This is a genomic window from Actinoplanes sp. SE50/110 (assembly GCF_900119315.1).
GTDB lineage: Bacteria > Actinomycetota > Actinomycetes > Mycobacteriales > Micromonosporaceae > Actinoplanes.
The window spans coordinates 6,607,085-6,631,831 of record NZ_LT827010.1 but is presented as its reverse complement, the minus strand read 5'-3'; the positions used below and the strand labels follow the sequence as shown (position 1 = coordinate 6,631,831).

Sequence of the window (24,747 nt, the reverse complement as noted above, 5' to 3'; positions counted from 1 at the left end):
CTCGGCATGGTCGCGTGTCTGACCTGGCCTACGTTCCGGAGGCCATGAAGGCGGCCAGGATGTAGTTCGGGTGTCGGTCGAGGTTCTTGCGGGCCCGGTCGTAGCGGATGGTGGTGCGCGGGTCGGCGTGGCGGGCAGCGATCTGGACGTCGCGGAGGTTAACGCCGGCGTCGAGCATGGTGGTGACGAAGGCATGGCGGCGATCACCTCGGTTGAGGTCGGAGCGCTATGTCCGCGGCAGATCCGCGCACCCAGATCGGTCCCGCTCCGTCAAAGCGGGGGAACTCAGGTGCAGCGGTCAGAAATGCACTGTGGCATCGTCAGGGCGATGATCTCGATGCGGGCGTCAGGGAGATGAAGTGATCATAATTGCGGGAAGGCTTCACGTTGCACCGGCCGATCGTGATCGCTACCTCGCCGAGGTGGCGAACGTTGCTCGCTTGGCTCGCGAGGCCCCGGGATGCTCGGACTTCGTGCAGGCGGCGGACGCACTGGACGACACGCGGATAAACGTCTACGAGCGATGGGAATCTGATGATGATCTGCACCGATTCCGTGCCGCAGGAGGGCCGGCCTTGGACCTTCCACCCCTACAGGACGCGAACGTACGGAAGTACAGAATCTCCAGTGACGAGGAGCCGTAACAACGCACGAACGGCGCACTCACCTCGGCACGACAAGACGCGGGTCCGTCACGGTCGTCCCCGGTCGTGACGGCTGCGGCCCGCTGCCGCATCATTCCCGCGAAATGACCGGTGGCAGCTGCCAGCCCAGAAGCGACAGCATGTCAGGGCGGGGCTCATCGGTCGGCCGTACCGTCAGGTTGCGACAGCGGGTCTGAAGCAGAGCAAGAGCCCGCTCCGAGACGACGAGCCCCTCGCCCCACCCGTAGAAAAAGTCCGCCGCCGGATCCCCGCCGACGATAAGGCGGACCAGCTCGGGTGGGGTCATAACCCCCGCGCCGTCGAAGGCGTCTTCGTCGTACGTGGCCCGCGCCGGACCGGTGATGAAACCGGTGAGCCCATCTGCCAACAGTGCCGCAACCAACTCCGGACTGGCGGCTAGTTCCGGCGGGCGGCCGACCAACGGGTCGGGCACCCACGACAGCACGACGGTGAGCACGCCGTCCTGGTCGTCCGACCCGTCCCAAGCCGGATCCGGATCGATCTCGTATCGGCGTGGCACGCCGCTCGCCTCGTCGGTGCTCATGGCTTGAACCTATCTGGATCTGATCAAGACACGTCAGCGGCCGGGGCTGCCCCCGCGCCGCCGGGCCGGGTTCAGCGCGGCGGGCGAACGCCGCTGCCGGGCTGGGCGGCCTCGGGCCGGTCGTGACGGCGGCCGGGTGGCCGGCCCCGCGCGGATCGCGGCAGGAGAGTGCGCTGTCGCCCGGCTCCGGAAGCCGCAGGTATGGTGGCGTCCGCTGACCGTTCAAGGTGCAGTCCACAAAGAGGGTGTGGGATGTCGGATTCCATGGGAAATGCGGTGGAGGTATCGCTGCCGTCGGAGGCCGGCGTGATCGTGGATTTGGCGCCGATTTCCACTGGCGGGTCCGCTTGGCTGTTTCTGGACGATGCCGGGCAGATCGGCAAATGGGATCGCAGCACAGCGACGGTTCGGCATCTTGCGACAACGACGGTGCCCGACGAATCGGGCCGTGAGCCGTGGAACGGTCGCGTTGTTCGTCGACGTCTGCATGCCTCTGCCGACGGAGCTTTTGCTGCGGTGGTGAACGATTATGGCCGCTTCGGTGAGGTGTTGGACCTGGGGGCCGGCGGGGTCACATTAACCTTGGACGGCGGCGGATACGAGGAGGGGACTGTCCCTTTCTCCCTCGTTTTCGCCGAGCACGACGGCGCTACGGTGGTGGTGCACCGCACCAATTGGAACCGCTTGGACGTGTCGCACGCCGGCACGGGAGCGTTGGTGACCGCTCGATCGTCGACGTCCACCGATTCACACATGGAGAGTGAGCACGGTCTCGACTACTTCCACGGTGCGTTGTATCTCAGCCCTGACGGTCGGCGGATCCTCGACGATGGATGGGTATGGCATCCCGTCGGTTTCCCGGTGGTGTGGCGTATGGACCAGTGGCTGTCCGTAAACCCGTGGGAATCCGAAGATGGCCAGAGCCGGATGGGCCTGTGCGGCCGGGAATACTACTGGGATCACCCGATGGTCTGGATCGATGAAACTCGGGTAGCCGTCGAAGGCATCGGCGATGACGCCGATGACATCCGGCCCGGGGCTCGGCTGTTCGATACGACCCGGTCCAGCCAGGGCGGATTGTGGCGAGAGGAGACCGCCGTCGAAACGGCGTGCATCCCCGGCCCGTCGGGCCGCTTCTTCAGCGACGGGGTGCACCTGTTCAGTTCCGGCGATGACGAACTGGCGGCTTGGGATCTGGCAACCGCTGCTCTGGTCGGCGTTGTCAGACGGTTTGCGCCCACCCATTACAACCGGCACACAGGCGAGTTTCTCCAGCTCAGTGACGAAAACAGCGTGCTGGTTTGGGCGCACCCGAAGACGGCGAGCTAGCGCACTCAATTCGCACGACCAGCCCTCGCCAGCGCGTGCACCGAAACCCAGCCGCCGCGGCCCCGGACGCCCGGCTCCCGCAACCGGCAACCCGCTGGCCGCCACGACGTCGGGCTCATCCCGGTCACCGGGCAGGCGCACCAACGACCGGCCCACCACGAGAAGGGCATCAAGCCCGCCGAACTGGTTGAACGACAAGCTCAGGTGGCCGGGCCGGGGATCGCCGGGCCGGCGGTGGTCGGGCCGGCGGTGGTCGGGTCCAGGGCGGCGCCGAGGAGGGTGCGCAGGGCGCGGGCGTGGTCGGTGAGGGCGTGGCGGCCGCTGTCGGTGAGCCGGGCGGTCGCGCGGCGGCCGGTGCGGCGGACCTCGACGTAGCCGGCGTCCTGCAGGGTGGTCAGCTGTTTGCTGAGGGCCGAGTCGCTGAGGCCGGTCGCCTCGCGCAGATAGCTGAAGTCGGCGTGGGCGGCGGGGGCGAGCAGGGACACCAGGGACAGCCGGACCGGGAAGTGCAGCAGTTCGTTGAAGCCGTCCGGCCGTGCGGTGGTCATGCCGGGTTCCGCGGGGCACCGGCGGCGGCCTGGGTGGGGCCGATGGCGGTGATCCAGACCAGGGCCCCGGCCAGGCCGGACAGGGTGCCGTCGGCCGGGACGTCGAGCAGGCGCAGCACCGTGCCGACGCCGATGACGGTGGCCAGGACGGCGGCGGCGAACAGGGCCCACGGGGCCCGGCGGACGGCGCGCATCCGCAGCCGGACGCCGGTCACCCGGTCCATCGCGGCGGCCAGGATGATCAGTGTGGCGGCGCCGGTCAGGAGCATCGCGGTGCGGACCCAGCCGGTCATGTCGTTGCCGGCGCAGGCCAGGGCCAGGGCGGCCGCCGAACCGTAGGCGAACCAGGCGGGGACCCGGCGCGGGCTGCCCTGGCGCAGGGTCTGCCGGCCGCGCTGGTCGATCTCGGCAAGCGCCTTCGCGGCCTCGGTGGCGTCCATGACGGCATTCCTTCCTGACGGGAAAATGTTTCCTGTCAGGAAACTATAGGCCGAATCTTTCCTCGCAGGCAAGTATCGACCCGTGCGCCGCTGCGTCGGGTGCGGGCGATGTCGGTCGAGCTGACGACCGGGATCCCGGGCGGCGCCAGGTCGAGCGGCCGCGGCGGGCGCGGCGCCCATCCCCGCGCCATGCCGAAGCGCGGCCGCGGCGCCCGTCCCGCCGCTCCACGGGGGAGCGGCCACGGCGCCCGTCCCGCCGCTCCACGGGGGAGCGGCCACGGCGCCCGTCCCGCCGCTCCGCGGGGAAGCGGCCACAGCGCTCGTCCCGCCGCTCCACGGGGGAGCGACCGCGGCGCCCACCCCGCCGCTCCGCCGAAGAGCCACCCGGCGCAGGGCGCCGACCAGGGCCCCCACTCCTACGCCCCGCCGGCGGTGGCTCCGGTGAGCTCGGCGACCAGGGCGCGCATCGCGACCGCCAGGTCGGCGCCGGTCGCCGAGCTGGCCGGGTCGATCAGCCACTGTGCCATCACCCCGGTCATCAGCGCGTGGCAGAAGGTGCCGATGGCGCGGCGGGTGTCGTCGTCGTCGCCCCGGTAGAACATCCGGCCGAGCCCCTCGCGACCCTCGTTGAGACCGGACAGCAGCATTTCGCGGACGTCGGCGTTGTTCTGCGCGTGTGCGAACACCTCGAAGTTCGCCGCCAGCAGGCCGCCGTGCCGGCCGAACAGGCTGACGACCCGGGTCCAGGTGAGCTGGAACCGCTCGACCGGGCCGGCCTCCGGGTCGGGTTGCGCGGCCAGGGCGGCGGCCAGTTCGGTGCCCCACTCGCCGAGGGCCTCGATCAGCGCCAGGTTGAGCAGCACCTCCTTGGATCCGAAGTGGTAGCCGATCGAGCCGAGGTTGGTCCCTGAGGCGGCGACGATGTCCCGGGTGGTGGTGCGGAGGTAACCCTTCGCGTAGAGGCAGGCCTTGGCACCTTCTAGCAGATCTTCGCGATGTCCCACGGAGGTCAGCATACAGATATTCATACGTCCGTCACACACAAGCGTACTAGACCGTTGAATAAAACATCTGTATAGTTCTGCCCATGACGCAGATCAAGCGGCAAGCAGGGCGCCGGGAGTGGATCGCACTCGCCGTCCTCTCCATCCCTCCGCTCCTGGTTTCGATGGACATCACCGTCCTCTACTTCGCGATTCCGCAGATCACGAATGACCTTCGGCCCACCACCACGCAGCAGCTGTGGATGATCGACATCTACGGCTTCCTGCTCGCCGGCATGCTGATCGCGCTGGGTGACCTCGCCGACCGTCTTGGCCGGCGCACACTGCTGCTGCTGGGCCTCGCCGTGTTCGGTCTCGCGTCGCTCGGTGCCTCCTTCGCCAACAGCCCCGAGACGCTGATCGTGGCCCGAGCCGTGCAGGGGATCGGGGCGGCCGCGCTGATGCCCGCCGGCCTCGCCCTGCTGCGCAACCTCTTCGAGGATGACGGGCAGCGGCGGACGGCGATCACCATCTGGTCGATCGGTGTCGCCTCCGGCGCCGGCATCGGCCCGGTGATCAGCGGCGTGCTGCTGCACAACTTCTGGTGGGGCTCGGTCTTCCTGGTCAACGTCCCGATCATCGCGGTGGCGCTGATCCTGACCGCGGTTCTGGTGCCCAACTTCAAGGTCGCGCCCGGCAGCATGGGGCGCTTCGACTTCTTCGGCGCGCTGCTGTCGCTGGTCGCGGTGCTGGCCATCATCTGGGGTGTCAAGGAGGGTGCGATCAACGGCTTCCACGCCAAGCCGCTGACCGCGCTGATCGGTGGCCTGGTCGCCGCCGCGCTGTTCCTCTACCGGCAGACCCACCTCACGCACCCGATGATCGACCCGAAGCTGTTCCGCACCAAGGGCTTCACCCCGGTGCTCGTGCTCAGCCTCACCGGCTTCTTCTGCGTGATCGGCTTCGGTGTCTTCAGCACCCAGTGGCTGATGGAGGTCAAGGGTCTCGGCCCGCTGCAGGCCGGTCTCTGGATGATGGCGTCGCCGCTGCTGGCCGGCGGCATCGTCCCGGTCGCCACCGGCATGGTCAACAAGGTCCGCCCGGCCTACCTGATCACCGGCGGCTTCGTCCTGGCCACCATCGGCTACGTGATCATGTCGCAGGTCAAGGCGGACAGCCCGATCCTGCTGGTGGTCTCCGGCACGGTATGCATCGGTATCGGTACCGCGTCGATCTTCGCGCTGCTCACCGACATGGTCATCGCGGTGGCCCCGGTCGACCAGACGGCCGCGGTCTCGGCGCTGTCCAAGACCATGCAGGAGCTCGGCGGCGCCCTGGGCATCGCGATCTTCGGCACCGTCGGCGCCTCGGTCTACCGGCACTACTTCGACGCGCACCTGCCGAGCGGTCTGCCGGCCGACGTGGTCGCCGGTGCCCGCCAGACGATGGGCGCCGCGAGCGGCATCGCCGCCTCGCTGCCTGACCAGGTGGCCAAGCCGCTGCTGGAGGTCGCCCGGATCGGCTTCTCCAACTCGCTGGCCACCACGGCGGTGGTGGGCATCGCGGTGGCCGCCGGCTCGGCGCTGCTGACCGTGACCCGCCTGCGCCACGTGCGGTACACGACCGAGGAGGTGGCGGCGAAGGCCACCGCCGAGCCGGCCGAGGCCGAGATCGCGCCGGTCGCCTGACAGCGCCGCGCACCACGGTCCACCCTTCCGGCGAGCCGGCGCCTGTCCGAAGCGGATTCCCGCTGCGGATGGCGCCGGTTCCGTTGTGTCCACAGCCGGATAGTTGTTTCCAAAACATTACTGCGGTTTAACACCTTGCGGCATTCGTGGTTAGCGGTTCCGGGGCGACGGGAATGTCATCCCCTAATGAACCCCTACCGTGACGGAGTCGGTGCCGGTCGCGGGGCGCGGGCCGGGTGCGACCCCCGCGCCGGCCGCCGGAGAAAGGTGAAGGCTGATCACCTTATGGCCGGTGCTGATCTGTGCAAAGCTCGCAGAAGTGGCAGGCCGCATCGGAGCGTCTTGCCTGGCAGCGCCGCAAGATAGCGGTTCACCGAGCGGCTGTCATCAGTCTCCGGTGCCAGATCTTATGACCGAAAAGATCTTGGCCAAAATTAGCGTCTTATGTCCGATCCGTGACGTGGGGCCGAGCCCGCCCCGACGCCCCCGACATGCGCGACGACCTGCCGGAGTTCCGGCGCTCCGGTGCCATTCCCGGAAGATCTGCGGCCGCGCCACGCCGACGGATTGCAGACTTTTCCGAGCATCGACTTAGGCATATCTTTCTTTCGGCTTCAGGTCGTCCGGTGGGAACACCCGGGTCCGGCCTGCGTGGGAAAGACCTATGCGAACGATTAATTGTCACCAGGTGTACTTGCGGGGGCCGACGCCTTGGAATTCATAGAAATCGGTAATGCGCTGGAGCGCCTGCTCGCCATCCTGGCGGTGGTGGCGCACGGACTGGGCCGGCTGGTGCTGGTCAGCGGGGGACTCGGCAGCGGCAAGAGCACGCTGCTGCACCGGTTCTGGCGGGAGGCCGGTCAGGGGGACGCGGTCTTCCTGAGCGCGTCCGGTTCGGTCGCCGAGAGCGGCCTGCAGTTCGGCGTCGTCGAGCAGTTGTTCGTCAGCGGCGACCTGCCCGGCGACCTCGCCGACCGGGTGCTCCTGCGGGTCGGCGAGGCGGCCGGCCAGAGCGAGGAAGCGCCGGACCCGGAGGCGCTGACCGAGATCGCCCGGGAATCCTGCGCCGCGCTGCTCGCCCTGTCCCGGGAGCGCACCGTCGTGGTGCTCGTCGACGACCTGCAGTTCGTCGACCAGGCGTCCCGCGAGGTGCTGCTGTTCCTGGCCCGCCGGCTGCGCTCGGCTCCCGTGCTGTTCGTCTTCAGTGAGTGGCTCTGGCCGCAGCCCACCCTGCCCGGGTACCGCGCCGAGCTGTCCCGGCTGCCGCACCGCCAGATGTGCCTGTCCGCGCTGACCGAGCGCACCGTCACCCGGATGGTGGAGCGGGAGCTGCCGGCGGCGGCCGCGGCGGCGGTGGCGCCGGCCATCTACCGGCAGAGCGCGGGCAACCCGCTGCTGGTGGCGGCGCTGCTGGACGAGTACCGGGCCCGGCCCGGCTCGCTGGCCGACGGGCTCGCCTCGGGCCGGGCGTTCGGCCAGGCCGTGGTCGCCTCCCTGCGGCGCTGGGGTCCCTGGCTGCTGGACGTGGTCCAGGCGCTGGTGGTGCTCGGCGACCGGGCCACCGCCGCCGACGTCTCCCGGCTGTGCGGGGTGCGGGTCGGCAAGGTGCAGCAGGTGCTGGAGATCATGACCTCGGCCGGCCTGGTCGAGGACGGCCGGCTGCGGCACGTCGCGGCCAGCGACGCGGTACTCGACAGCATGCCGCCGGACCGCCTGGCGCGGCTCAACGGGCAGGCGGCCGAGGTGCTGCTGCAGGCCGGGGACACCGGGATGCGGCTGGCCGAGCACCTGGTCGCGGCCGGTGCGGCGGAGACCTCCTGGGCGGTCACCGCACTGCTCGACGGCGCCGAGCGGGCGCTGGCCGCGGACCGGGTCGAGTTCGCCATGCAATGCCTGGAGCTGGCCCTGCGGGGCAGCCGGGAGCCGGAGCGCAAGGCGGTGATCGGTGCCAGCATCGTGCGCGCGGCGTGGCGGATCCAGCCGTCGCTGGGCGCGCCCTACCGGGAGCACCTGCGGACCGCGGCGCTGACCGGCGGCCTGTCCGACACCGACGTGTTCGTGGCGCTGCGGCAGGCGCTGTGGCAGGGCGACCTGGAGAACGCGACCGCGACGTACCAGGCGCTGACCGGCCCCGGGCGGCACTCGGATCCACAGGTCGCGGCCCGTGCCCGGCTGGCCTACCAGTGGGTGCACGGCCCCGGGCAGACCCTGGTGGCCGAGGCCGACCAGCCGGACCCGCGGACCGGCGACGACCTGTGGAGCCAGGCCGCGCACACGCTGGGCAAGGTCTGGGGCGAGCGGGTCCGCAAGTCGATCACGATCAGTGCCGAGCACGTGCTGCGCAGCAGCCCGCTGGGCGACACCACGATCGAGGCGATCGGCACCGCGCTGCTCGCGCTGACCCTGAGCAACCGGGCCGAGGAGGCGGCGGTCTGGTGCGACCGGCTGATCGACGAGGCCCGCCGCCGCGGCGCGCGCACCTGGCAGGCGGTGCTGAGCAGCCTGCGGGCCCGGATCGCGCTGCACCGCGGCGAGCTGGGCACGGCGGTGCGGCTGGCCGAGGACTCGCTGCGGCTGATGCAGCCCTCCGACTGGGGCATCTGCGTGGGCCTGCCGCTGGGCACCCTGGCGATGGCGCAGACCGCGCTGGGCCGGCACGAGGAGGCCGAGGCCACCCTGCACCGGCCGGTCCCGGACGCGATGTTCGGCACCCGCCACGGCCTGTGGTACCTGCGCGCCCGCGGCCACCACCACCTGGCCTGCGACCGGTTGCTCGCGGCGCTCACCGACTTCCAGGACTGCGGCCGGCTGGCCCGAAACTGGGGGATGGACGTGCCGGCCCTGCTGCCCTGGCGCAGCGACCTGGCCGAGGCGTACCTGCGGCTGGGCGAGCCGGGCACCGCCCGCCCGCTGGTCGAGGCGCAGCTGGAGCGGGCCGGTACCGCCGACGTGGCGACCCGCGGCATGTCGCTGCGCATCCTGGCGGCGTGCGGCGAGGCGGACTGGCGGGAGTCGCTGTTGCGCGAGGCGGTCGAGGCGCTGGAGAAGACCGGGGACCGGCGGGAGCTGTCCCGGGCGCTGGTCGACCTGAGCCAGGTCTACTACGACTCCGGTGATCTGGGTCAGGCCCGGAACCTGGCGCGCCGGGCCGAGCAGGAGGCCAAGGCGTGCGAGATCCCGCTGCGGGCGGCGCACCGCGACGTGGCCTGCCATGCCGGGGCGGTCCGCGGTGCCGAGCCGGTCGTGCCGACCGCCGCCGCCGGGGACGAACAGGTCCCGGTCTCCGGCGCGGTGCTCAGCGGTGCGGAGATCCGGGTGGCCCGGCTGGCCGGGCTCGGCCACACCAACCGGGAGATCAGCAAGAAGCTGTTCCTGACCGTCAGCACGGTCGAGCAGCACCTGACCCGGGTGTACCGCAAGCTGGGCATCACCAGCCGGGCCGAGCTGCCGGCCGGACTGGCCGCGCGAGGCCAGGAGTTGGGCGTGGCCGAGCCGTCCGAGCTGTACACCGCCGGCTGACCGGGGCCCCTACCCGCGTCGTACGACGGCAATCGTCTGTTGATCTGCACCGCAGGTAGGGGCGGCGGCAAGTTAGGGGTCCGCCGCTGTGGTGCCCGCCTGGATTGACTTGTTCACTGTGCGCCGGTCGGCTCCGACCGAATCTCCTAGCTTTGGGGTTGCGACATGGTGGCGTTCAGCGAGTCAGCGGTCATCGACGGCGATGCCGCCGCGATGTGGAGGGTGTTGACGGATCTCCCGGCACTGCCGCAGTGGGATCCGCACATGGAGGGGATCGGCTTCGACGGGCCGTTCCAGGTCGGTGCCGAGGGCTGGACCAAGCCCAAGGGCGCGCCGAAGGGCAGGTTCACCGTCACCGCCATCGAGCCGGAGCGCAGCTACTCCACCCGGTCGCCGATGCCGATGGGATCGATGAGCGTCACCAACACGCTCGAGCCGGTGGCCGGTGGCGGCGTGAAGATCACCCGGCAGATCGAGGTGCGCGGCGGTTTCTCGCCGATGTTCAAGTGGTTCTTCATGAAGCCGATGCGCCGTGACCTGCTGGCGACCTTCCAGGCGCTGGGTGCCGAGGCCGGCCGCCGCTCCACGGCCGGCTGAGGGGGACCGTGATGACCAAGGCTGTTGTGCTCGGTGGCGGGATGGCCGGGATGCTCGCGGCGAGCGTGCTCGCCGAGCGGGTGGACCGGGTGACCATCGTGGAGAGCGACACGTTCCCGGGCGGGCCCCAGGCGCGCCGCGGACTCCCGCAGGGCCACCACTTCCACATGTTCATGGGCGGCGGTGTGGACGCCCTCGACGAGCTGCTGCCCGGCATGAGCGACGCGCTGTACCTGGCCGGGGCGCACCGCCGGCGGTTCGGCGACGAGTTCCTCGGCGTCTCCGGCAACGGCTGGGGTCGCCCCTACGACGGCCGGGCCTACGTGCTGGCCTGCAGCCGGCCGCTGCTCGACCACATGGTGCGCACCCGGGTGCTGGCCGACGACCGGATCGAGGTGCTCCCGGCGACCAAGGCGATCGGCCTGCTCGGCGACCGGACCCGGGTGACCGGCGTACGGGTCGAGTCCAGCGACCGCAGCCGGGCCGGCGCCGGCGGCCTCGGCATCGCCGCCGACCTGGTGATCGACGCGACCGGGCGGACCTCGCACGCCCCCGAGTGGCTGACCGAGCTCGGCGCCCCGCGGGTGCACATGGACACCCAGGACGCCGGGTTCGCCTACGCCGGGCGCACCTACGAGGCGCCGACCGGGGCCGGCGTCGACTTCCCGGCGATCCTGGTGCAGGCCGACGCCGGCACCGGGCGCCCGGGCCGGGGTGGCGGCATCCTGCCGAACGAGGACGGCCGCTGGATCGTCGCGATGATCGGCACCCGGGGCGGGCACCCGCCGACCGACGAGGCCGGCTACCTGGAGTACGCCCGCGGGCTGGCCGACCCGCTGATCGGCGAGCTGCTCGCGGCGGCCCGCCCGGTCACCGAGATCCGCGCCTACCGGGGGCTGGTCAACCAGCGGCGCTACTACGACCGGCTGCCGGTGCCGGAGGGTTTCCTGGTGGTCGGCGACGCGGCGATGACGCTGAACCCGAACTACGCCACCGGCATGTCGATGGCCGCGTTCGGCGCCCTGGAGCTGCGCGACGAGCTGGGCCGGCACGGCCTGACCGGCGACCTGACCCGGCGGGTGCAGACCGCGATCGGCAAGGCGGGCTCGGTGTCCTGGCTGGCCGCCACCACCAACGACAGCTGGTTCCCGGGCTCGGAGGCGAACTTCAAGCTGCGCGGGGCGAAGGCGCAGAAGGGTTTCGTGCAGCGCTGGAACCGGGTGGCCGCGGAGAACGCCGACGTGGCCCGGGCGACCTACGAGGTGGCCACCTTCCTGGCGCCACGCAAGGCGATGATGACGCTGCCGCTGATGCTGACCGTGATGCGCGGGCCGCGGCTGCCGCAGCTCACGCTGGACGAGGCGATCCGGTCGTACCCCAATTTCGCGGACCCCCTGGCCAAGCTGGACCTGGGCGTCGGGGTGCCCGGCGCCCGCTGATCGCGACCGGTCGTTTCCGGGGCCGATAAGGGTGGTCGCCCCGGACGGCCGGCCCCTACTTTGCGACCGACCGAAGCTGCTGATGTGCTGATCGAAGGGCGTGCCTGCGTGGGCGACGAGGAAAAGCTCCTAACGTATCTGCGGAAGGCCACCGCCGAGTTGCGGGACGCCCGTCAGCGCATCACCGAACTGGAGTCGGCCGGCACCGCCGACGATCCGGTCGCGATCGTCGCGATGGCGTGCCGCTACCCGGGCGGGGTCACCTCCCCGGAGGACCTCGCCGACCTGGTGCTCGACGGCCGGGACGCGGTCGCCGGCTTCCCCGACGACCGCGGCTGGAACGTGGAGGGCGTCTACCACCCCGAGCCGGGGGAGCCGGGCCGGACGTACACCCGGCAGGGTGCCTTCCTGCACGACGCCGCCTGGTTCGACGCCGGCTTCTTCGGGATCGGCCCGAACGAGGCGCTGCTGATGGACCCGCAGCAGCGGCTGCTGCTGGAGATCTCGTGGGAGGCCTTCGAACGGGCCGGGATCGACCCCCGGTCGGTGCGCGGCAGCGCGACCGGGGTGTTCACCGGCATGATGTACCACGACTATCCGGAGGCGCACAGCACCGGATCGGTCGCCTCCGGGCGGGTGTCGTACGTGTTCGGGCTGGAGGGCCCGTGCGTCACCGTCGACACCGCCTGCTCCTCCTCGCTGGTCGCCGTTCACCAGGCGGTCCAGTCGCTGCGCACCGGGGAGTGCCGGCTGGCGCTGGCCGGCGGGGTGGCGGTGATGGCCACCATGGACACCTTCATCGAGTTCAGCAAGCAGCGGGCGCTGTCCGCGGACGGCCGGTGCAAGCCGTTCGCGGCTGCCGCCGACGGCACCGGCTGGGGCGAGGGCGCCGGGGTGCTGCTGCTGGAACGGCTCTCCGACGCCCGCCGCAACGGCCACCCGGTGCTCGCCGTGATCCGCGGCGTCGCCACCAACCAGGACGGCGCCAGCAGCGGGCTGACCGCCCCGAACGGGCCGTCGCAGCAGCGCCTGATCGCCGCCGCGCTGGCCGACGCCGGCCTGACCGCGGCCGACGTGGACGCGGTCGAGGGGCACGGCACCGGCACCGTGCTGGGCGACCCGATCGAGGCGCAGGCGCTGCTCGCCACGTACGGCGCGGACCGGCCCGCGGACCGCCCGCTCTGGCTCGGCTCGCTCAAGTCGAACATCGGGCACACCCAGTCGGCCGCCGCGGTCGGCGGCATCATCAAGATGGTCATGGCGATGCGCCGCGGCGTGCTGCCCCGCACCCTGCACGTCGACGCGCCGTCACCCAAGGTGGACTGGTCCGCCGGACGGGTCGAGCTGCTCACCGAGGCCCGTCCGTGGCCGGCGGGGGAGCGCCGCCGCCGGGCCGGGGTGTCCTCGTTCGGGGTGAGCGGCACGAACGCGCACGTCATCCTGGAGGACGTCGCCGACGAGCCGGCGCCCGACGACACGGCGCCGGCACCGGGAATCGTCGCCTGGCCGCTGTCCGCGGCCAGCGCCGACGGGCTGCGCGGCCAGGCCGCCCGGCTGGCCGAGCGGCTCCCCGACGCCACCCCGGCCGCGATCGGCCACGCCCTGGCCACCGGCCGGGCCGCGCTGTCGCACCGCGCCGTGGTGGTCGGCGCCGACCTGCCCGAGCTGCTGTCCGGCCTGGCCGAGGTGGCCGCCGGGGAGCACGAGGCGGGGGTCAGCCACGACCGGCCCGCGGTGGTGTTCACCTTCCCCGGCCAGGGCGCGCAGTGGGACGGCATGGCGGTCGAGCTGATCGAGACCGCCCCGGCCTTCGCCGCGGCCCTGGAGCGCTGCGCCGACGCGCTCGCGGAGTTCGTCGACTGGAACCTGCTCGACGTGCTGCGCGGCGTTCCCGGCGCGCCCACCTTCGACCGGGTCGACGTGGTCCAGCCGGTGCTCTGGGCGGTCATGGTGTCGCTCGCCGAGCTGTGGCGCGAGCACGGCGTCGAGCCGGCCGCCGTGCTCGGCCACTCGCAGGGCGAGATCGCCGCGGCCTGCGTGGCCGGCGCCCTGTCGCTGGCCGACGGCGCGCGCGTGGTGGCCCTGCGCAGCCGGGTGATCGCGACCGGGCTGGCCGGCAAGGGCGGCATGCTGTCCGTGCCGCTCTCCCGGGCGGTCGCCGAACAGCGCATCGAGCGGTTCGCCGGCCGGCTGGGCCTGGCCGCGGTCAACGGCCCCGGCTCGGTGGTGGTCTGCGGCGAACCGACCGCCCTCGACGACCTGGTCGCCGAGCTCACCGAGGCCGGGCTGCAACCGAAACGGATCAAGGTCGACTATGCGTCGCACTCGCACTACGTGGCGGAGATCGAGGCGGAGGTCCGGGCGGCGCTGGCCCCGGTGCGGCCCCGGCCGGCGAGCGTCCCGTTCTACTCCGCGGTCACCGGCGGCCTGCTCGCCGACACCACCGTGCTCGACGCCGGGTACTGGTACCGCAACCTGCGCCAGACCGTGCAGTTCGAGGACGCCACCCGGGCGCTGCTGGACGACGGGCACGCGCTGTTCGTCGAGTGCAGCGCCCACCCGGTGCTGCAGGTCGGCCTGCAGGACACCATCGCCGACGCGGGCGCACCGGCCGGCACCGTGGAGTCACTGCGCCGCCAGGACGGCGGGCTGCGCCGGTTCGCCGGTTCGCTGGCCGCCGCCTGGGCGCGCGGTGCGACGGTCGACTGGGCGCGGTTCTCGCCCGCGGCCCGGCCCGCCGACCTGCCCACCTACGCGTTCCAGCGGGAGCGGTACTGGATGGCGCCGGTGGCCGGCGCCGACCCGGTGTCGCTGGGCCAGCAGCCGCTGCGTCACCCGCTGCTGGGCGCCGCGGTCCCGCTGCCCGGCACCGACGGCCTGGTCGCCACCGGCCGGGTGTCGCTGACCTCGCACGCCTGGCTGGCCGACCACGACGCGCTCGGCGCCGTGCTGCTGCCCGGCACCGCGTTCGTCGAGCTGGCGATCAACGCCGGCGCCCAGGTCGGCTGCGGGGTGCTCGCCGAGCTGACCGTGCAGGCCCCGCTGGTGTTGCCGGACCGTGGTCCGGTGGCGCTGCAGGTGCTGGTCGGCGGGCCGGACGAGGACGGTGCCCGCCCGGTCGCGGTGCACGCCCGCGCCGAGGGCGGCGACGCCCCGTGGGTCTGCCACGCGGCCGGCCTGCTCACCCCGGACGACGGTGGGCCGGCCCCGGGTCACCCGGACGACAGCTGGCCGCCGGCCGGCGCGGTCGCCGTCGACGTCACCGGAGCCTACGACGGGCTGCTCGGGCGCGGCTACGCGTACGGGCCGGTCTTCCAGGGCCTGCGGGCGCTGTGGCGGCGCGGCGACGAGGTGTACGCCGAGGTCGCCCTGCCCGAGCCGGCGCACGCCGACGCCGCGCTGTTCGGCCTGCACCCGGCCGCCCTGGACGCGGCCCTGCACGCCGCCCTGCTCACCTCCGACCCGGACGGCACGGTGCTGCCGTTCGCCTGGACCGGCGTCCGGCTGCACGCCACCGGCGCCACCGAGCTGCGGGTCCGGCTCGCCCCGGCCGGCACCGGCTCGTCGATCCACCTCACCGATCCGGCCGGCCGGCCGGTGCTCTCCGCGGACGGCCTGGTCAGTCGGCCGGTCTCGGCCGAGCAGCTGGCCGCGCCCGGTGCGCCGCGGGACGTCCCGTACCGGCTGGACTGGATGCCGATGCCGGCGGCCGGGACCGCGCCGCCGGTCCGCTGGCGGGAGGTCGGCGGCCTCGACGAGCTGACCGGCGACGACGATCTGCCCGACGTGGTGCTGCTGCGCGCGCCCGCCGCCGACCCGGCCGATCTGCCGGCCGCACTGCGCGAGACCGGCGCCGCGACCCTGGCCACGCTGCGCCGCTGGCTTTCCGAACCGGCGCTGGACGGCCGCCGGCTGGCCCTGCTGGTCGAGCCGGACACGCTGCTCGGCGACACGGTCCGCGGCATGCTGCGCGCCGCCCAGGCGGAGCACCCGGACACCTTCCTGGTGCTCGACCACGACGGGCGTCCCGAGTCGCTGGCCGCCCTGCCGGACGCGCTGGCCGCCGGCGAGCCCGAGGTGTCCATCCGGTCCGGCCGCCCGCACCTGCCGCGGCTGGTCGCCGCCGGTCCGCCGGACGCCGCTGCGCGGCCGGATCCGGCGGGCACGGTGCTGGTCACCGGCGGCACCGGCGGTCTCGGTGCGCTGGTGGCACGGCAGTTGACCACCGATTGCGGCGTACGGCATCTGCTGCTCACCAGTCGCCGAGGACCCGCCGCCCCGGGTGCCGAGGAGCTGGTCGCCGAACTGACCGAGCGGGGCGTCCAGGTGACCGTGGCCGCGTGCGACGCCGGCGACCGGGCCGCGCTGGCCGCCGTGCTCGCCGCGGTGCCCGCCGAGCACCCGCTGACCGGTGTGGTGCACGCCGCCGGGGTGCTCGACGACGGCCTGATCGCGGCGCAGACCCCGGAGCGACTGGACGCGGTGCTGCGCGCCAAGGCCGACGGCGCCTGGCATCTGCACGAGCTCACCGCCGACGCCGACCTGGCGATGTTCGTGCTCTTCTCCTCCGTCGCCGCGACCCTGGGCGGCCCGGGGCAGACCACCTACGCGGCCGCCAACGGCTTCCTCGACGCGCTCGCCGCGCATCGCCGCGCGGCCGGGCTGCCGGCCACCGCGATGGCCTGGGGCCTGTGGACCGGCGCCGGGATGGGTGACCGGCTGCGCGAGGCCGACGTGCGGCGGATGGCGGCCGACGGCCTGCCCCCGCTGCCGGTCGCCGACGGCCTGACACTGTTCGCCGCCGCGCTGCGCACCGACGCCGGCCACCAGGCGCTGCTGCGGCTGGACCCGGTGGTGCTGCGCGCCCAGGCCGCCGCCGGCGAGCTGCACCCCAAGCTGCGCGCGCTGATCCGGGTGCCGGCCCGGCGCGCGGCCGGCGAGACGTCCCTGCCCCGGCGGCTGGCCGGGCTGGGCCGCCCGGAGCGGCTCGCGCTGCTCGCCGACGAGGTGCGCCGGCGGGCCGCCGCCGTGCTCGGCTTCACCGACCCGGCCGGGGTCGACCCGGGCCGGGCCTTCCGGGAGCTCGGCTTCGACTCGCTGGCCTCGCTGCAGCTGCGCAACGCGCTGAACGCGCTGACCGGGCTGCGCCTGCCGGCCACCCTGGTCTTCGACCACCCGTCCTGCGCCGCGGTCGCCGGGCACCTCGACGAGCTGCTGATGGGCGCCGCCACCGCGGACGACCGCGCGGGGGACCGGGTGGCGACCGCGGACGGCGAGCCGATCGCGATCGTCGGGATCGGCTGCCGGTTCCCCGGCGGCGCCCGTGGCCCGGCCGGGCTGTGGCGGATCGTCGACGAGGGCGCCGACGTGATCGCCGGCCTGCCCGCCGACCGTGGCTGGGACCTGGACAACGGTTACCACCCGGAGCCCGGCACGCCGGGCCGGCACTACGCCCGCGGCGGCGGATACCTGCACGACGCGGCCGAGTTCGACGCCGAGTTCTTCGGGATCAGCCCGGCCGAGGCGCTCACCATGGACCCGCAGCAGCGGCTGCTGCTGGAGGTCTCCTGGGAGGCCCTGGAGCACGCCGGCATCGACCCGGCCACGCTGGCCGGCACCGACACCGGGGTGTTCGCCGGCCTGATGTACCACGACTACCCGCTGAACACCGCGACCGGCTCGATCGCCTCCGGCCGCCTCGCCTACACCTACGGCTTCGAGGGCCCGGCCGTCACCGTCGACACCGCCTGCTCGTCGTCGCTGGTCGCGGTCCACCTCGCGGTGCAGGCGCTGCGCCGCGGCGAGTGCGGGCTGGCTTTGGCCGGCGGCGCGACCGTGATGTCGACGACCGAGACCCTGGTCGACTTCAGCATGCAGGCCGGCCTGTCGCCGGACGGGCGCTGCCGCTCGTTCGCCGCCGGGGCCGACGGCACCGGTTTCGCCGAGGGCGCCGGCCTGCTCGTGCTGGAACGCCTCGCCGACGCCCGCCGCCACGGCCACCCGGTGCTCGCCCTGATCTCCGGCACGGCGATCAACCAGGACGGCGCGTCCAACGGGCTGACCGCCCCGAACGGCCTCGCCCAGCAGCGGGTGATCCGCGCGGCGCTGGCCGACGCCCGGCTCACCGCGGCCGACGTCGACGTGGTCGAGGCGCACGGCACCGGCACCGTCCTGGGCGACCCGATCGAGGCGAACGCGCTGCTCGCCACGTACGGCCGGGACCGTCCCGCGGACCGGCCGGTGCGCCTCGGCTCGATCAAGTCGAACATCGGGCACGCCCAGGCGGCCGCCGGAGTGGCCGGCGTGATCAAGATGGTCGAGGCGCTGCGGCACGACACGCTGCCGCGCACCCTGCACGCCGTGCAGCCGTCCCCGCACGTCGACTGGGACGCCGGCGCGATGCGGCTGCTCACCGAGCCGGCCGCGTGGCCGGGTGGGGACCGGCCGCGGCGCGCCGCGGTCTCCTCGTTCGGGATCAGCGGCACCAATGCCCACCTGATCCTGACCGAGCCGCCGGCCGCCGCGCCGGCGGAGGCACCGGTCGCCGCCGGTGCCCCGGTGGTGCCGTGGCTGCTGTCCGCCCGCAGCCCGCAGGCACTGCGCGAGCACGCCGCCGGGATCGCCCGGGTGGCGGCCGGGCTGCGGCCCGCCGACGTCGCCGCGACCCTGGCCCGCCGGGCGGCGCTGCCGCACCGGGCGGTCCTGGCCGTCGCCGACCCGGCCGAGGGGATCGCGGCACTGACCGCGCTCGCCGCCGGCGACCCGGCCGCGCCGCCGGTCGAGACCGCTGCCACCGCCACCGGCTGCGTCTTCCTGTTCACCGGTCAGGGTGCGCAGCGTCTGGGGATGGGTCGTGGGTTGTACGAGCGGTTCCCGGTGTTCGCGGGTGCGTTCGATGAGGTGTTGGCGGGGTTGGTGCCGGGGTTGCGGGACGTGATGTGGGGTGGTGACGCGGCGGCGTTGGATCGGACGGGTCATGCGCAGGGTGCGTTGTTCGCCGTCGAGGTGGCGTTGTTCCGGCTGGTGGAGTCGTGGGGTGTGGTGCCTGCGGCGGTGGCTGGTCATTCGATCGGTGAGGTTGCTGCGGCGCATGTGGCGGGGGTGTTGTCGCTGTCGGATGCGTGTGCGTTGGTGGTGGCTCGGAGCCGGTTGATGCAGGCGTTGCCGGTGGGTGGGGCGATGACGGTCGTCGAGGCTTCGGAGGCGGAGATCGGGCCGTATCTGGGTCGGGTCGATCTGGCCGCGGTCAACGGGCTCACCTCGGTCGTGGTCTCCGGTGCGGCGGATGCGGTGGCGGAGGTGGCCGCGGTCTTCGCGGGCCGGGGCCGCCGTACCCGCGCGCTGCGGGTCTCGCACGCCTTCCACTCCGCCCACATGGACCCGATGCTGGACGACCTGCGCGACGTTGCCGCCGGACTGGAGGCGGCCGCCCCGCGGATCCCGCTGCTGTCGACGCTCACCGGACGCTGGGCGACGGCCGAGGACATCACCACCGCCGGGTACTGGGCGCGGCAGGTCCGCGAGCCGGTCCGGTTCCACGACGCGGTGGTGGCGCTGGCCGCGACCGGCGCCCGGGTGGCGCTCGAACTCGGCCCGGACGCGGTCCTCGCCGGGCTGGGGCCGCACTGCGTACCGGACAGCGATCTGGACTTCCTGCCCACCCTGCGGCGGGACCGGGACGAGGAGCGGGCCCTGGTCACCGCGGTCACCGCGGCACACGCCCGGGGTGTCCCGATGGACCGGGCCGCGTTGCTGGCCGGGACCGGCGGCGTGCCGGTCGACCTGCCCACCTACCCGTTCCAGCGCCGGACCTACTGGCTGACCGCCGGGGACAGCTCCGGGATCGCCGCGCTGGCCGGCGCGGTCGACAGCGGGGACGACGCGTTCGACGCCGGACTGCCCGCGATGATCGCCGGGCAGAGCCCGGCCCAGCGGCACCTGACCCTGGTCGACATGGTCCGGGTGCACGCCGCCGCGGTGCTCGGGCACCCCGACGTGGCTGCGGTGCCGATCGACCGGCCGCTGCAGGAACTGGGCTTCGACTCGATGGCCGCGGTGTCGCTGCGCCGCCGGCTGACCGCCGCGACCGGCCTCACCCTGCCCAGCACCCTGGCCTTCGACCACCCCACCTGCGAGGCGGCGGCCCGGTTCCTGGCCACCCGGCTGGCCGAGGAGCGGGAACCGGACGAGGCGCTGGCGACCGTGGTGCGGCTGGAGACGCTGCTGGCCGACACTACCCCGACCGCCGAGGTCACCGCACGCCTCGAGGCGCTGCTGCGGACCTGGAACGACCGGGCCGCCACCGGCGGCGACGGGCTCAGCGACGAGGAACTGTTCGCCCGGCTCGACCGGGAATACGGGGGCGTCTGATGGGACAGGACGAGACGATGAGCGACGACCGACTCCGGGGCTACCTGCGGCGGGCCGTCGCCGACCTGGACGACGCCAAACGCCGGCTGCGCGAGGCCGAGCAGAGCCGCCACGAGCCGATCGCGATCGTGTCGGCCGCCTGCCGGTTCCCGGGCGGGGCCGACACCTCGGAACGGCTCTGGGACCTGCTGGCCGCCGGGACCGATGCGATCAGCGACTTCCCGATGGACCGCGGCTGGGACCTGGCCGCCCTGTACGACCCGGAGCCCGGCACGCCGGGTAGGACCTACGTCCGTACCGGCGGGTTCCTGCACGACGCCGCCGACTTCGACGCCGACTTCTTCCGGATGAGCCCGCGCGAGGCCCGGGAGACCGACCCGCAGCAGCGGCTGCTGCTGGAGACCGCGTGGGAGGCGGTGGAACGGGCCGGGATCGCACCGACCGCGCTGCGGGGCACCCCGACCGGGGTGTTCGCCGGCGTCGTCTACCACGACTACAGCACCGACGGCGGGCCCGGCGGCCTGGCCAGCGTCGCCTCCGGCCGGATCGCCTACCTGATGGACCTGACCGGCCCGGTGGTCACCGTGGACACCGCCTGCTCGTCCTCGCTGGTCGCCCTGCACTGGGCGGTGCGGGCGCTGCGCTCCGGCGAATGTTCCCTGGCCCTGGTCGGCGGCGCCACCGTGATGGCCGGCCCGGCCTCGTTCGTCGGATTCAGCCAGGACCGCGGACTCTCCCCGGACGGCCGCTGCCGGTCGTTCGCGGCCGCCGCCGACGGCACCGCCTGGGGCGAGGGCGCCGGCATGCTGCTGCTGGAACGGCTCGGCGACGCCCGCCGCAACGGGCACCCGGTGCTGGCCGTGGTGCGCGGCAGCGCGGTCAACTCGGACGGCGCCAGCAACGGCCTGACCGCCCCCAACGGGCCGGCCCAGCAGCGGCTGATCCGGGCCGCGCTGGCCGACGCCCGGCTGCGCGCCGACCAGGTCGACGCGGTCGAGGCGCACGGCACCGGCACCACGCTGGGCGACCCGATCGAGGCCGAGGCGCTGCTCGCCACCTACGGCCGGCAGCGCCGCGACGGGCGGCCACTGTGGCTAGGCTCGGTCAAGTCGAACATCGGGCACACCCAGGCCGCGGCCGGCGTCGGCGGCATCATCAAGCTCCTCGAGGCGCTGCGGCACGAAACCCTGCCACCGACCCTGCACGTCGACGAACCCTCCGGGCACGTCGACTGGACCACCGGTGACGTCCGGCTGCTCACCGAGGCGGTGGCCTGGCCGGCCGGGGACACCCCGCGCCGGGCCGCGGTCTCCGCCTTCGGGCTCAGCGGCACCAACGCGCACGTGATCCTGGAGGAGGCGCCGGCCGAACCGGCCGCCGGCCGGGTGCCACCCGCCGCCGGCAGCGTGCCGGTGCTCGTCTCGGCCCACTCGGCGGCGGCCCTGCCGGCGCAGGCCGCCGCGCTCGCCGCGCACCTGCGGGCCCGGCCCGACGACCGGCTGTCCGACCTCGCCTACACCGTGGCCACCGGCCGGGCGGCGCTGCCGTACCGGGCGTCGGTGGTCGCCGCCGACCCGGCCGGCCTGCTCCGCGGCCTCGACGAGATCGCCGCGGGCGAGCGCCGGCCGGCCCGGCACCGCCCGGGCGGCCGGACCGCCGTCCTGTTCACCGGTCAGGGTGCGCAGCGTCTGGGGATGGGTCGTGGGTTGTACGAGCGGTTCCCGGTGTTCGCGGGTGCGTTCGATGAGGTGTTGGCGGGGTTGGTGCCGGGGTTGCGGGACGTGATGTGGGGTGGTGACGCGGCGGCGTTGGATCGGACGGGTCATGCGCAGGGTGCGTTGTTCGCCGTCGAGGTGGCGTTGTTCCGGCTGGTGGAGTCGTGGGGTGTGGTGCCTGCGGCGGTGGCTGGTCATTCGATCGGTGAGGTTGCTGCGGCGCATGTGGCGGGGGTGTTGTCGCTGTCGGATGCGTGTGCGTTGGTGGTGGCTCGGAGCCGGTTGATGCAGGCGTTGCCGGTGGGTGGGGCGATGACGGTCGTCGAGGCTTCGGAGGCGGAGATCGGGCCGTATCTGGGTCGGGTCGATCTGGCCGCGGTCAACGGGCTCACCTCGGTCGTGGTCTCCGGTGCGGCGGATGCGGTGGCGGAGGTGGCCGCGGTCTTCGCCGGCCGGGGCCGCCGTACCCGCGCGCTGCGGGTCTCGCACGCCTTCCACTCCACGCTGATGGACCCAATCCTCGACGAATTCTCGACCACGATCGCTTCGCTGGAGTACGCCGTACCGGCCATCCCGATCGTCTCCACGCTCACCGGCCGCCCGGCCACCGGGGACGACCTGCGCTCCGCCGACTACTGGACGCGGCAACTGCGGCAGCCCGTCCGCTACGCCGACGCCGTCCGCGCCCTGCACGACACCGGCGTCACCATCGCCGTCGAGATCGGCCCCGACGGCGTGCTCAGCGCGATGGGCCCCGGCTGCCTGGACCCGGAGGCCGCGGTCACCTTCGTGCCGCTGCTCAAAGCCGGCCGTCCCGAGCCGGACGAACTGGTCGGCGGCCTCGCCACGGCCCACGACCACGGCGCCGCGGTGGACTGGCCCGCATTCTTCGCCGGGACCGGCGCCGCCCGGACCGACCTGCCCACCTACCGCTTCCAGCGCAGCCCGTACTGGCGGGACACCCCGGCGGTCACCGCCGACCCGCTGGCCCCGCTGCACTACCGGGTCGAGTGGGCGCCGGTCGACATCGGTCCGGGCGCCCTGACCGGCCGCTGGCTCGTCCTGCACGGCTGGGCCGACCGGCGCGTCACCACGGTCCTGGACGCGCTGGCCGCGCACGGCGCCGAGGTCGTCGCGATCCCGGTCTCCGGCCTGGACCGCCCGGCGATCGCCGCCCTGCTGGCCGCCGCCCCGGCCGCCCTGCCGGCGCCGGTCGGCGTGCTCTCCCTGCTCGCCCTCGACACCACCGCGCACCGCGACCACCCGGAGATCAGCCGCGGCCTGGCCGACACGGTCACCCTGGCCCAGGTGCTCGGCGACGCCGGCGTCACCGCACCCCTGTGGTGCCTGACCCAGCACGCGGTCGCGGCCGGCGACCGGCACGACGTGGACGCCGGGCAGAGCGCGGTCTGGGGCCTCGGCGCCGGCCTCGCCCTGGAACGCCCGGACACCTGGGGCGGCCTGATCGACCTGCCGCCGGTCCTCGGCCCGGCCACCGCCGGCCGGCTCGCCGCCGTGCTCAGCGGCGCCACCGGCGAGGACCAGGTGGCGCTGCGGCCGGACGGCGCCTACGCCCGCCGGCTCACCCGGCCCAGCCCCGGCACCACCGGCGACAGCTGGCAGCCGCGCGGCACGGTGCTGGTCACCGGCGGCACCGGCGCCCTCGGCGGGCACGTCGCCCGGTGGCTGGCGACCGCCGGCGCGGACCGGATCGTGCTGGTCAGCCGCCGCGGCGAGGCCGCCGACGGAGCCACCGAGCTGGCCGCCGAGATCACCGCGCTCGGCGCCGAACCGGTGATCGTGGCCGGCGACGTCGCCGACCGTGACGCGCTCGCCGCCGTCCTGGACCGGTTCCCGGTCGACGCGGTCGTCCACGCGGCCGGTACCGCCCAGCCGATGGCCCCGCTCGAAGAGCTCACCCTGGCCGGGTTCGCGGCCACCGCCGGCGCCAAGACCACCGGCGCCGTCCACCTCGACGCCCTGCTGGCCGACACCCCGCTGGACGCTTTCATCCTGTTCTCCTCCGGCTCCGCCGTCTGGGGCAGCGCCGCCCAGGCCGCCTACGGCAGCGCCAACGCCCACCTGGACGGCATTGCCGCCGCCCGCCGGGCCCGCGGCGGCGCCGCCGTGTCGATCGGCTGGGGCTCCTGGGACGCCGGCATGGTCGACGCCCCGATCGCCGCCGCCATGCGCCGGATCGGCGCCCCGGCGATGAACCCCGCCCTCGCCGTCCGGGCGCTCGGCCGGGTCGGCGCCGGCGCCGACCCGCAACCGGTCATCGCCGACATCCAGTGGGACCGGTTCAGCCCCGCCTACACGCTGGCCCGGCCCCGGCCGCTGCTGCACGACCTGCCCGAAGCGGCCGTGGCGCCATCCGCCCCGACGGCCGCCGTCGACACCCTGGCCGCGCTGTCCGCCGCGGACCGCGCCGACGCCATCGACCGCCTGGTCCGCACCGCGGTGGCCGGCCTGCTCGGCTATGCCGACCCGGACGCCGTCGACACCGACCGGCCGTTCACCGACCTCGGCTTCGACTCGGTCTCCGCGGTCGGCCTGCGCACCCGGCTCAACGAGCGGACCGGCCGCAACCTGCCCAGCACGCTGGTCTTCGATCACGTCACCCCGGGCGCGCTCACCGACCACCTGATCGGCCTGTACGCCGCGGACGGCGCGCCGCCCTCGGCCATGGATCACCTGGCCCGGCTGGAACAGGCGGTGGACGCCGCCGCCCCGGACGACCCGGACCGGCGCCCGCTGGCCGCCCGGCTGCGCGCCCTGCTCGGCCGCCTCGACGGGGCCGCCGACGCCGACGACGTCAACCAGCGTCTCGACGGCGCCACGGCCGACGACGTGCTGGCCTTCATCGACGCCGAATTCGGCTCCTGACCCCTCTTCGGCTCCTGACCCATT

The 24,747-nt window shown here is 73.8% G+C and carries 13 protein-coding genes and 1 pseudogene; 9 read left to right on the top strand and 5 right to left on the bottom strand.

Annotated elements, in window-relative coordinates:
- Positions 1–28: 28 nt before the first annotated feature.
- Positions 29–178, bottom strand: coding sequence for a phage integrase family protein (locus tag ACSP50_RS29835; RefSeq protein WP_014693022.1), 150 nt, complete (start codon positions 176–178; stop codon positions 29–31).
- 181 nt (positions 179–359) lie between these two features.
- Here ACSP50_RS29835 and ACSP50_RS29830 point away from each other — a divergent pair, with 181 nt between their 5' ends.
- Positions 360–644 carry a putative quinol monooxygenase gene (locus ACSP50_RS29830; protein WP_080128074.1) on the top strand — a complete coding sequence of 95 codons (285 nt, stop codon included), beginning with the start codon at positions 360–362 and terminating at the stop codon, positions 642–644.
- A 91-nt stretch (positions 645–735) separates the two neighbouring features.
- Here ACSP50_RS29830 and ACSP50_RS29825 read toward each other — a convergent pair whose 3' ends face one another.
- A complete protein-coding gene (locus ACSP50_RS29825; protein WP_014693021.1) occupies positions 736–1,209 on the bottom strand; it encodes a hypothetical protein in 474 nt (157 codons plus the stop codon).
- 252 nt (positions 1,210–1,461) lie between these two features.
- Here ACSP50_RS29825 and ACSP50_RS29820 point away from each other — a divergent pair, with 252 nt between their 5' ends.
- Together ACSP50_RS29820 and ACSP50_RS45210 are read left to right on the top strand one after the other, a co-directional pair.
- Positions 1,462–2,538 carry a hypothetical protein gene (locus tag ACSP50_RS29820; RefSeq protein ID WP_014693020.1) on the top strand — a complete coding sequence of 359 codons (1,077 nt, stop codon included), beginning with the start codon at positions 1,462–1,464 and terminating at the stop codon, positions 2,536–2,538.
- A gap of 22 nt (positions 2,539–2,560) precedes the next feature.
- Positions 2,561–2,715 (top strand): annotated as a pseudogene (locus ACSP50_RS45210) (transposase); the annotation flags it as partial.
- 23 nt (positions 2,716–2,738) lie between these two features.
- On the opposite strand, the gene ACSP50_RS29815 reads toward ACSP50_RS45210, so the two are convergent.
- The 3 genes from ACSP50_RS29815 to ACSP50_RS29805 form a co-directional block, all read right to left on the bottom strand.
- Positions 2,739–3,086, bottom strand: a complete 348-nt coding sequence (locus ACSP50_RS29815) for a transcriptional regulator (RefSeq protein ID WP_014693019.1) — start codon at positions 3,084–3,086, stop codon at positions 2,739–2,741.
- Entirely contained in the window at positions 3,083–3,526 is a 444-nt protein-coding gene (locus ACSP50_RS29810; RefSeq protein WP_014693018.1) for a hypothetical protein, read from the bottom strand. The genes ACSP50_RS29815 and ACSP50_RS29810 overlap by 4 nt, the downstream gene beginning before the upstream one ends.
- A gap of 416 nt (positions 3,527–3,942) precedes the next feature.
- Positions 3,943–4,530, bottom strand: a complete 588-nt coding sequence (locus tag ACSP50_RS29805; RefSeq protein WP_043515742.1) for a TetR/AcrR family transcriptional regulator — start codon at positions 4,528–4,530, stop codon at positions 3,943–3,945.
- Positions 4,531–4,613: 83 nt separating this feature from the next.
- On the opposite strand from ACSP50_RS29805, the gene ACSP50_RS29800 reads away from it, so the two are divergent.
- The 6 genes from ACSP50_RS29800 to ACSP50_RS29775 all read left to right on the top strand — a co-directional run bounded on the left by ACSP50_RS29800 (position 4,614) and on the right by ACSP50_RS29775 (position 24,723).
- On the top strand, positions 4,614–6,197 hold the full coding sequence (locus tag ACSP50_RS29800) for an MFS transporter (RefSeq protein WP_014693016.1): 1,584 nt from the start codon (positions 4,614–4,616) through the stop codon (positions 6,195–6,197).
- A gap of 711 nt (positions 6,198–6,908) precedes the next feature.
- Positions 6,909–9,716, top strand: a complete 2,808-nt coding sequence (locus ACSP50_RS29795; protein WP_014693015.1) for an AAA family ATPase — start codon at positions 6,909–6,911, stop codon at positions 9,714–9,716.
- Positions 9,717–9,881: 165 nt separating this feature from the next.
- Positions 9,882–10,313 carry an SRPBCC family protein gene (locus ACSP50_RS29790; RefSeq protein ID WP_014693014.1) on the top strand — a complete coding sequence of 144 codons (432 nt, stop codon included), beginning with the start codon at positions 9,882–9,884 and terminating at the stop codon, positions 10,311–10,313.
- 11 nt (positions 10,314–10,324) lie between these two features.
- On the top strand, positions 10,325–11,752 hold the full coding sequence (locus ACSP50_RS29785; RefSeq protein ID WP_014693013.1) for an NAD(P)/FAD-dependent oxidoreductase: 1,428 nt from the start codon (positions 10,325–10,327) through the stop codon (positions 11,750–11,752).
- 108 nt (positions 11,753–11,860) lie between these two features.
- Positions 11,861–20,122 carry a type I polyketide synthase gene (locus ACSP50_RS43575; RefSeq protein WP_014693012.1) on the top strand — a complete coding sequence of 2,754 codons (8,262 nt, stop codon included), beginning with the start codon at positions 11,861–11,863 and terminating at the stop codon, positions 20,120–20,122.
- Positions 20,122–24,723: an SDR family NAD(P)-dependent oxidoreductase gene (locus ACSP50_RS29775; RefSeq protein WP_014693011.1), complete on the top strand. Its 4,602-nt coding sequence runs from the start codon at positions 20,122–20,124 to the stop codon at positions 24,721–24,723. The genes ACSP50_RS43575 and ACSP50_RS29775 overlap by 1 nt, the downstream gene beginning before the upstream one ends.
- Positions 24,724–24,747: the final 24 nt, after the last annotated feature.

Bases quoted from the DNA above. Each gene is read 5' to 3' on its own strand.
- ACSP50_RS29835 (WP_014693022.1), bottom strand. From the start codon at position 178: ATGCTCGACGCCGGCGTTAACCTCCGCGACGTCCAGATCGCTGCCCGC.
- ACSP50_RS29825 (WP_014693021.1), bottom strand. From the start codon at position 1,209: ATGAGCACCGACGAGGCGAGCGGCGTGCCACGCCGATACGAGATCGAT.
- ACSP50_RS29820 (WP_014693020.1), top strand. From the start codon at position 1,462: ATGTCGGATTCCATGGGAAATGCGGTGGAGGTATCGCTGCCGTCGGAG.
- ACSP50_RS29815 (WP_014693019.1), bottom strand. From the start codon at position 3,086: ATGACCACCGCACGGCCGGACGGCTTCAACGAACTGCTGCACTTCCCG.
- ACSP50_RS29810 (WP_014693018.1), bottom strand. From the start codon at position 3,526: ATGGACGCCACCGAGGCCGCGAAGGCGCTTGCCGAGATCGACCAGCGC.
- ACSP50_RS29800 (WP_014693016.1), top strand. From the start codon at position 4,614: ATGACGCAGATCAAGCGGCAAGCAGGGCGCCGGGAGTGGATCGCACTC.
- ACSP50_RS29790 (WP_014693014.1), top strand. From the start codon at position 9,882: ATGGTGGCGTTCAGCGAGTCAGCGGTCATCGACGGCGATGCCGCCGCG.
- ACSP50_RS29785 (WP_014693013.1), top strand. From the start codon at position 10,325: ATGACCAAGGCTGTTGTGCTCGGTGGCGGGATGGCCGGGATGCTCGCG.
- ACSP50_RS29775 (WP_014693011.1), top strand. From the start codon at position 20,122: ATGGGACAGGACGAGACGATGAGCGACGACCGACTCCGGGGCTACCTG.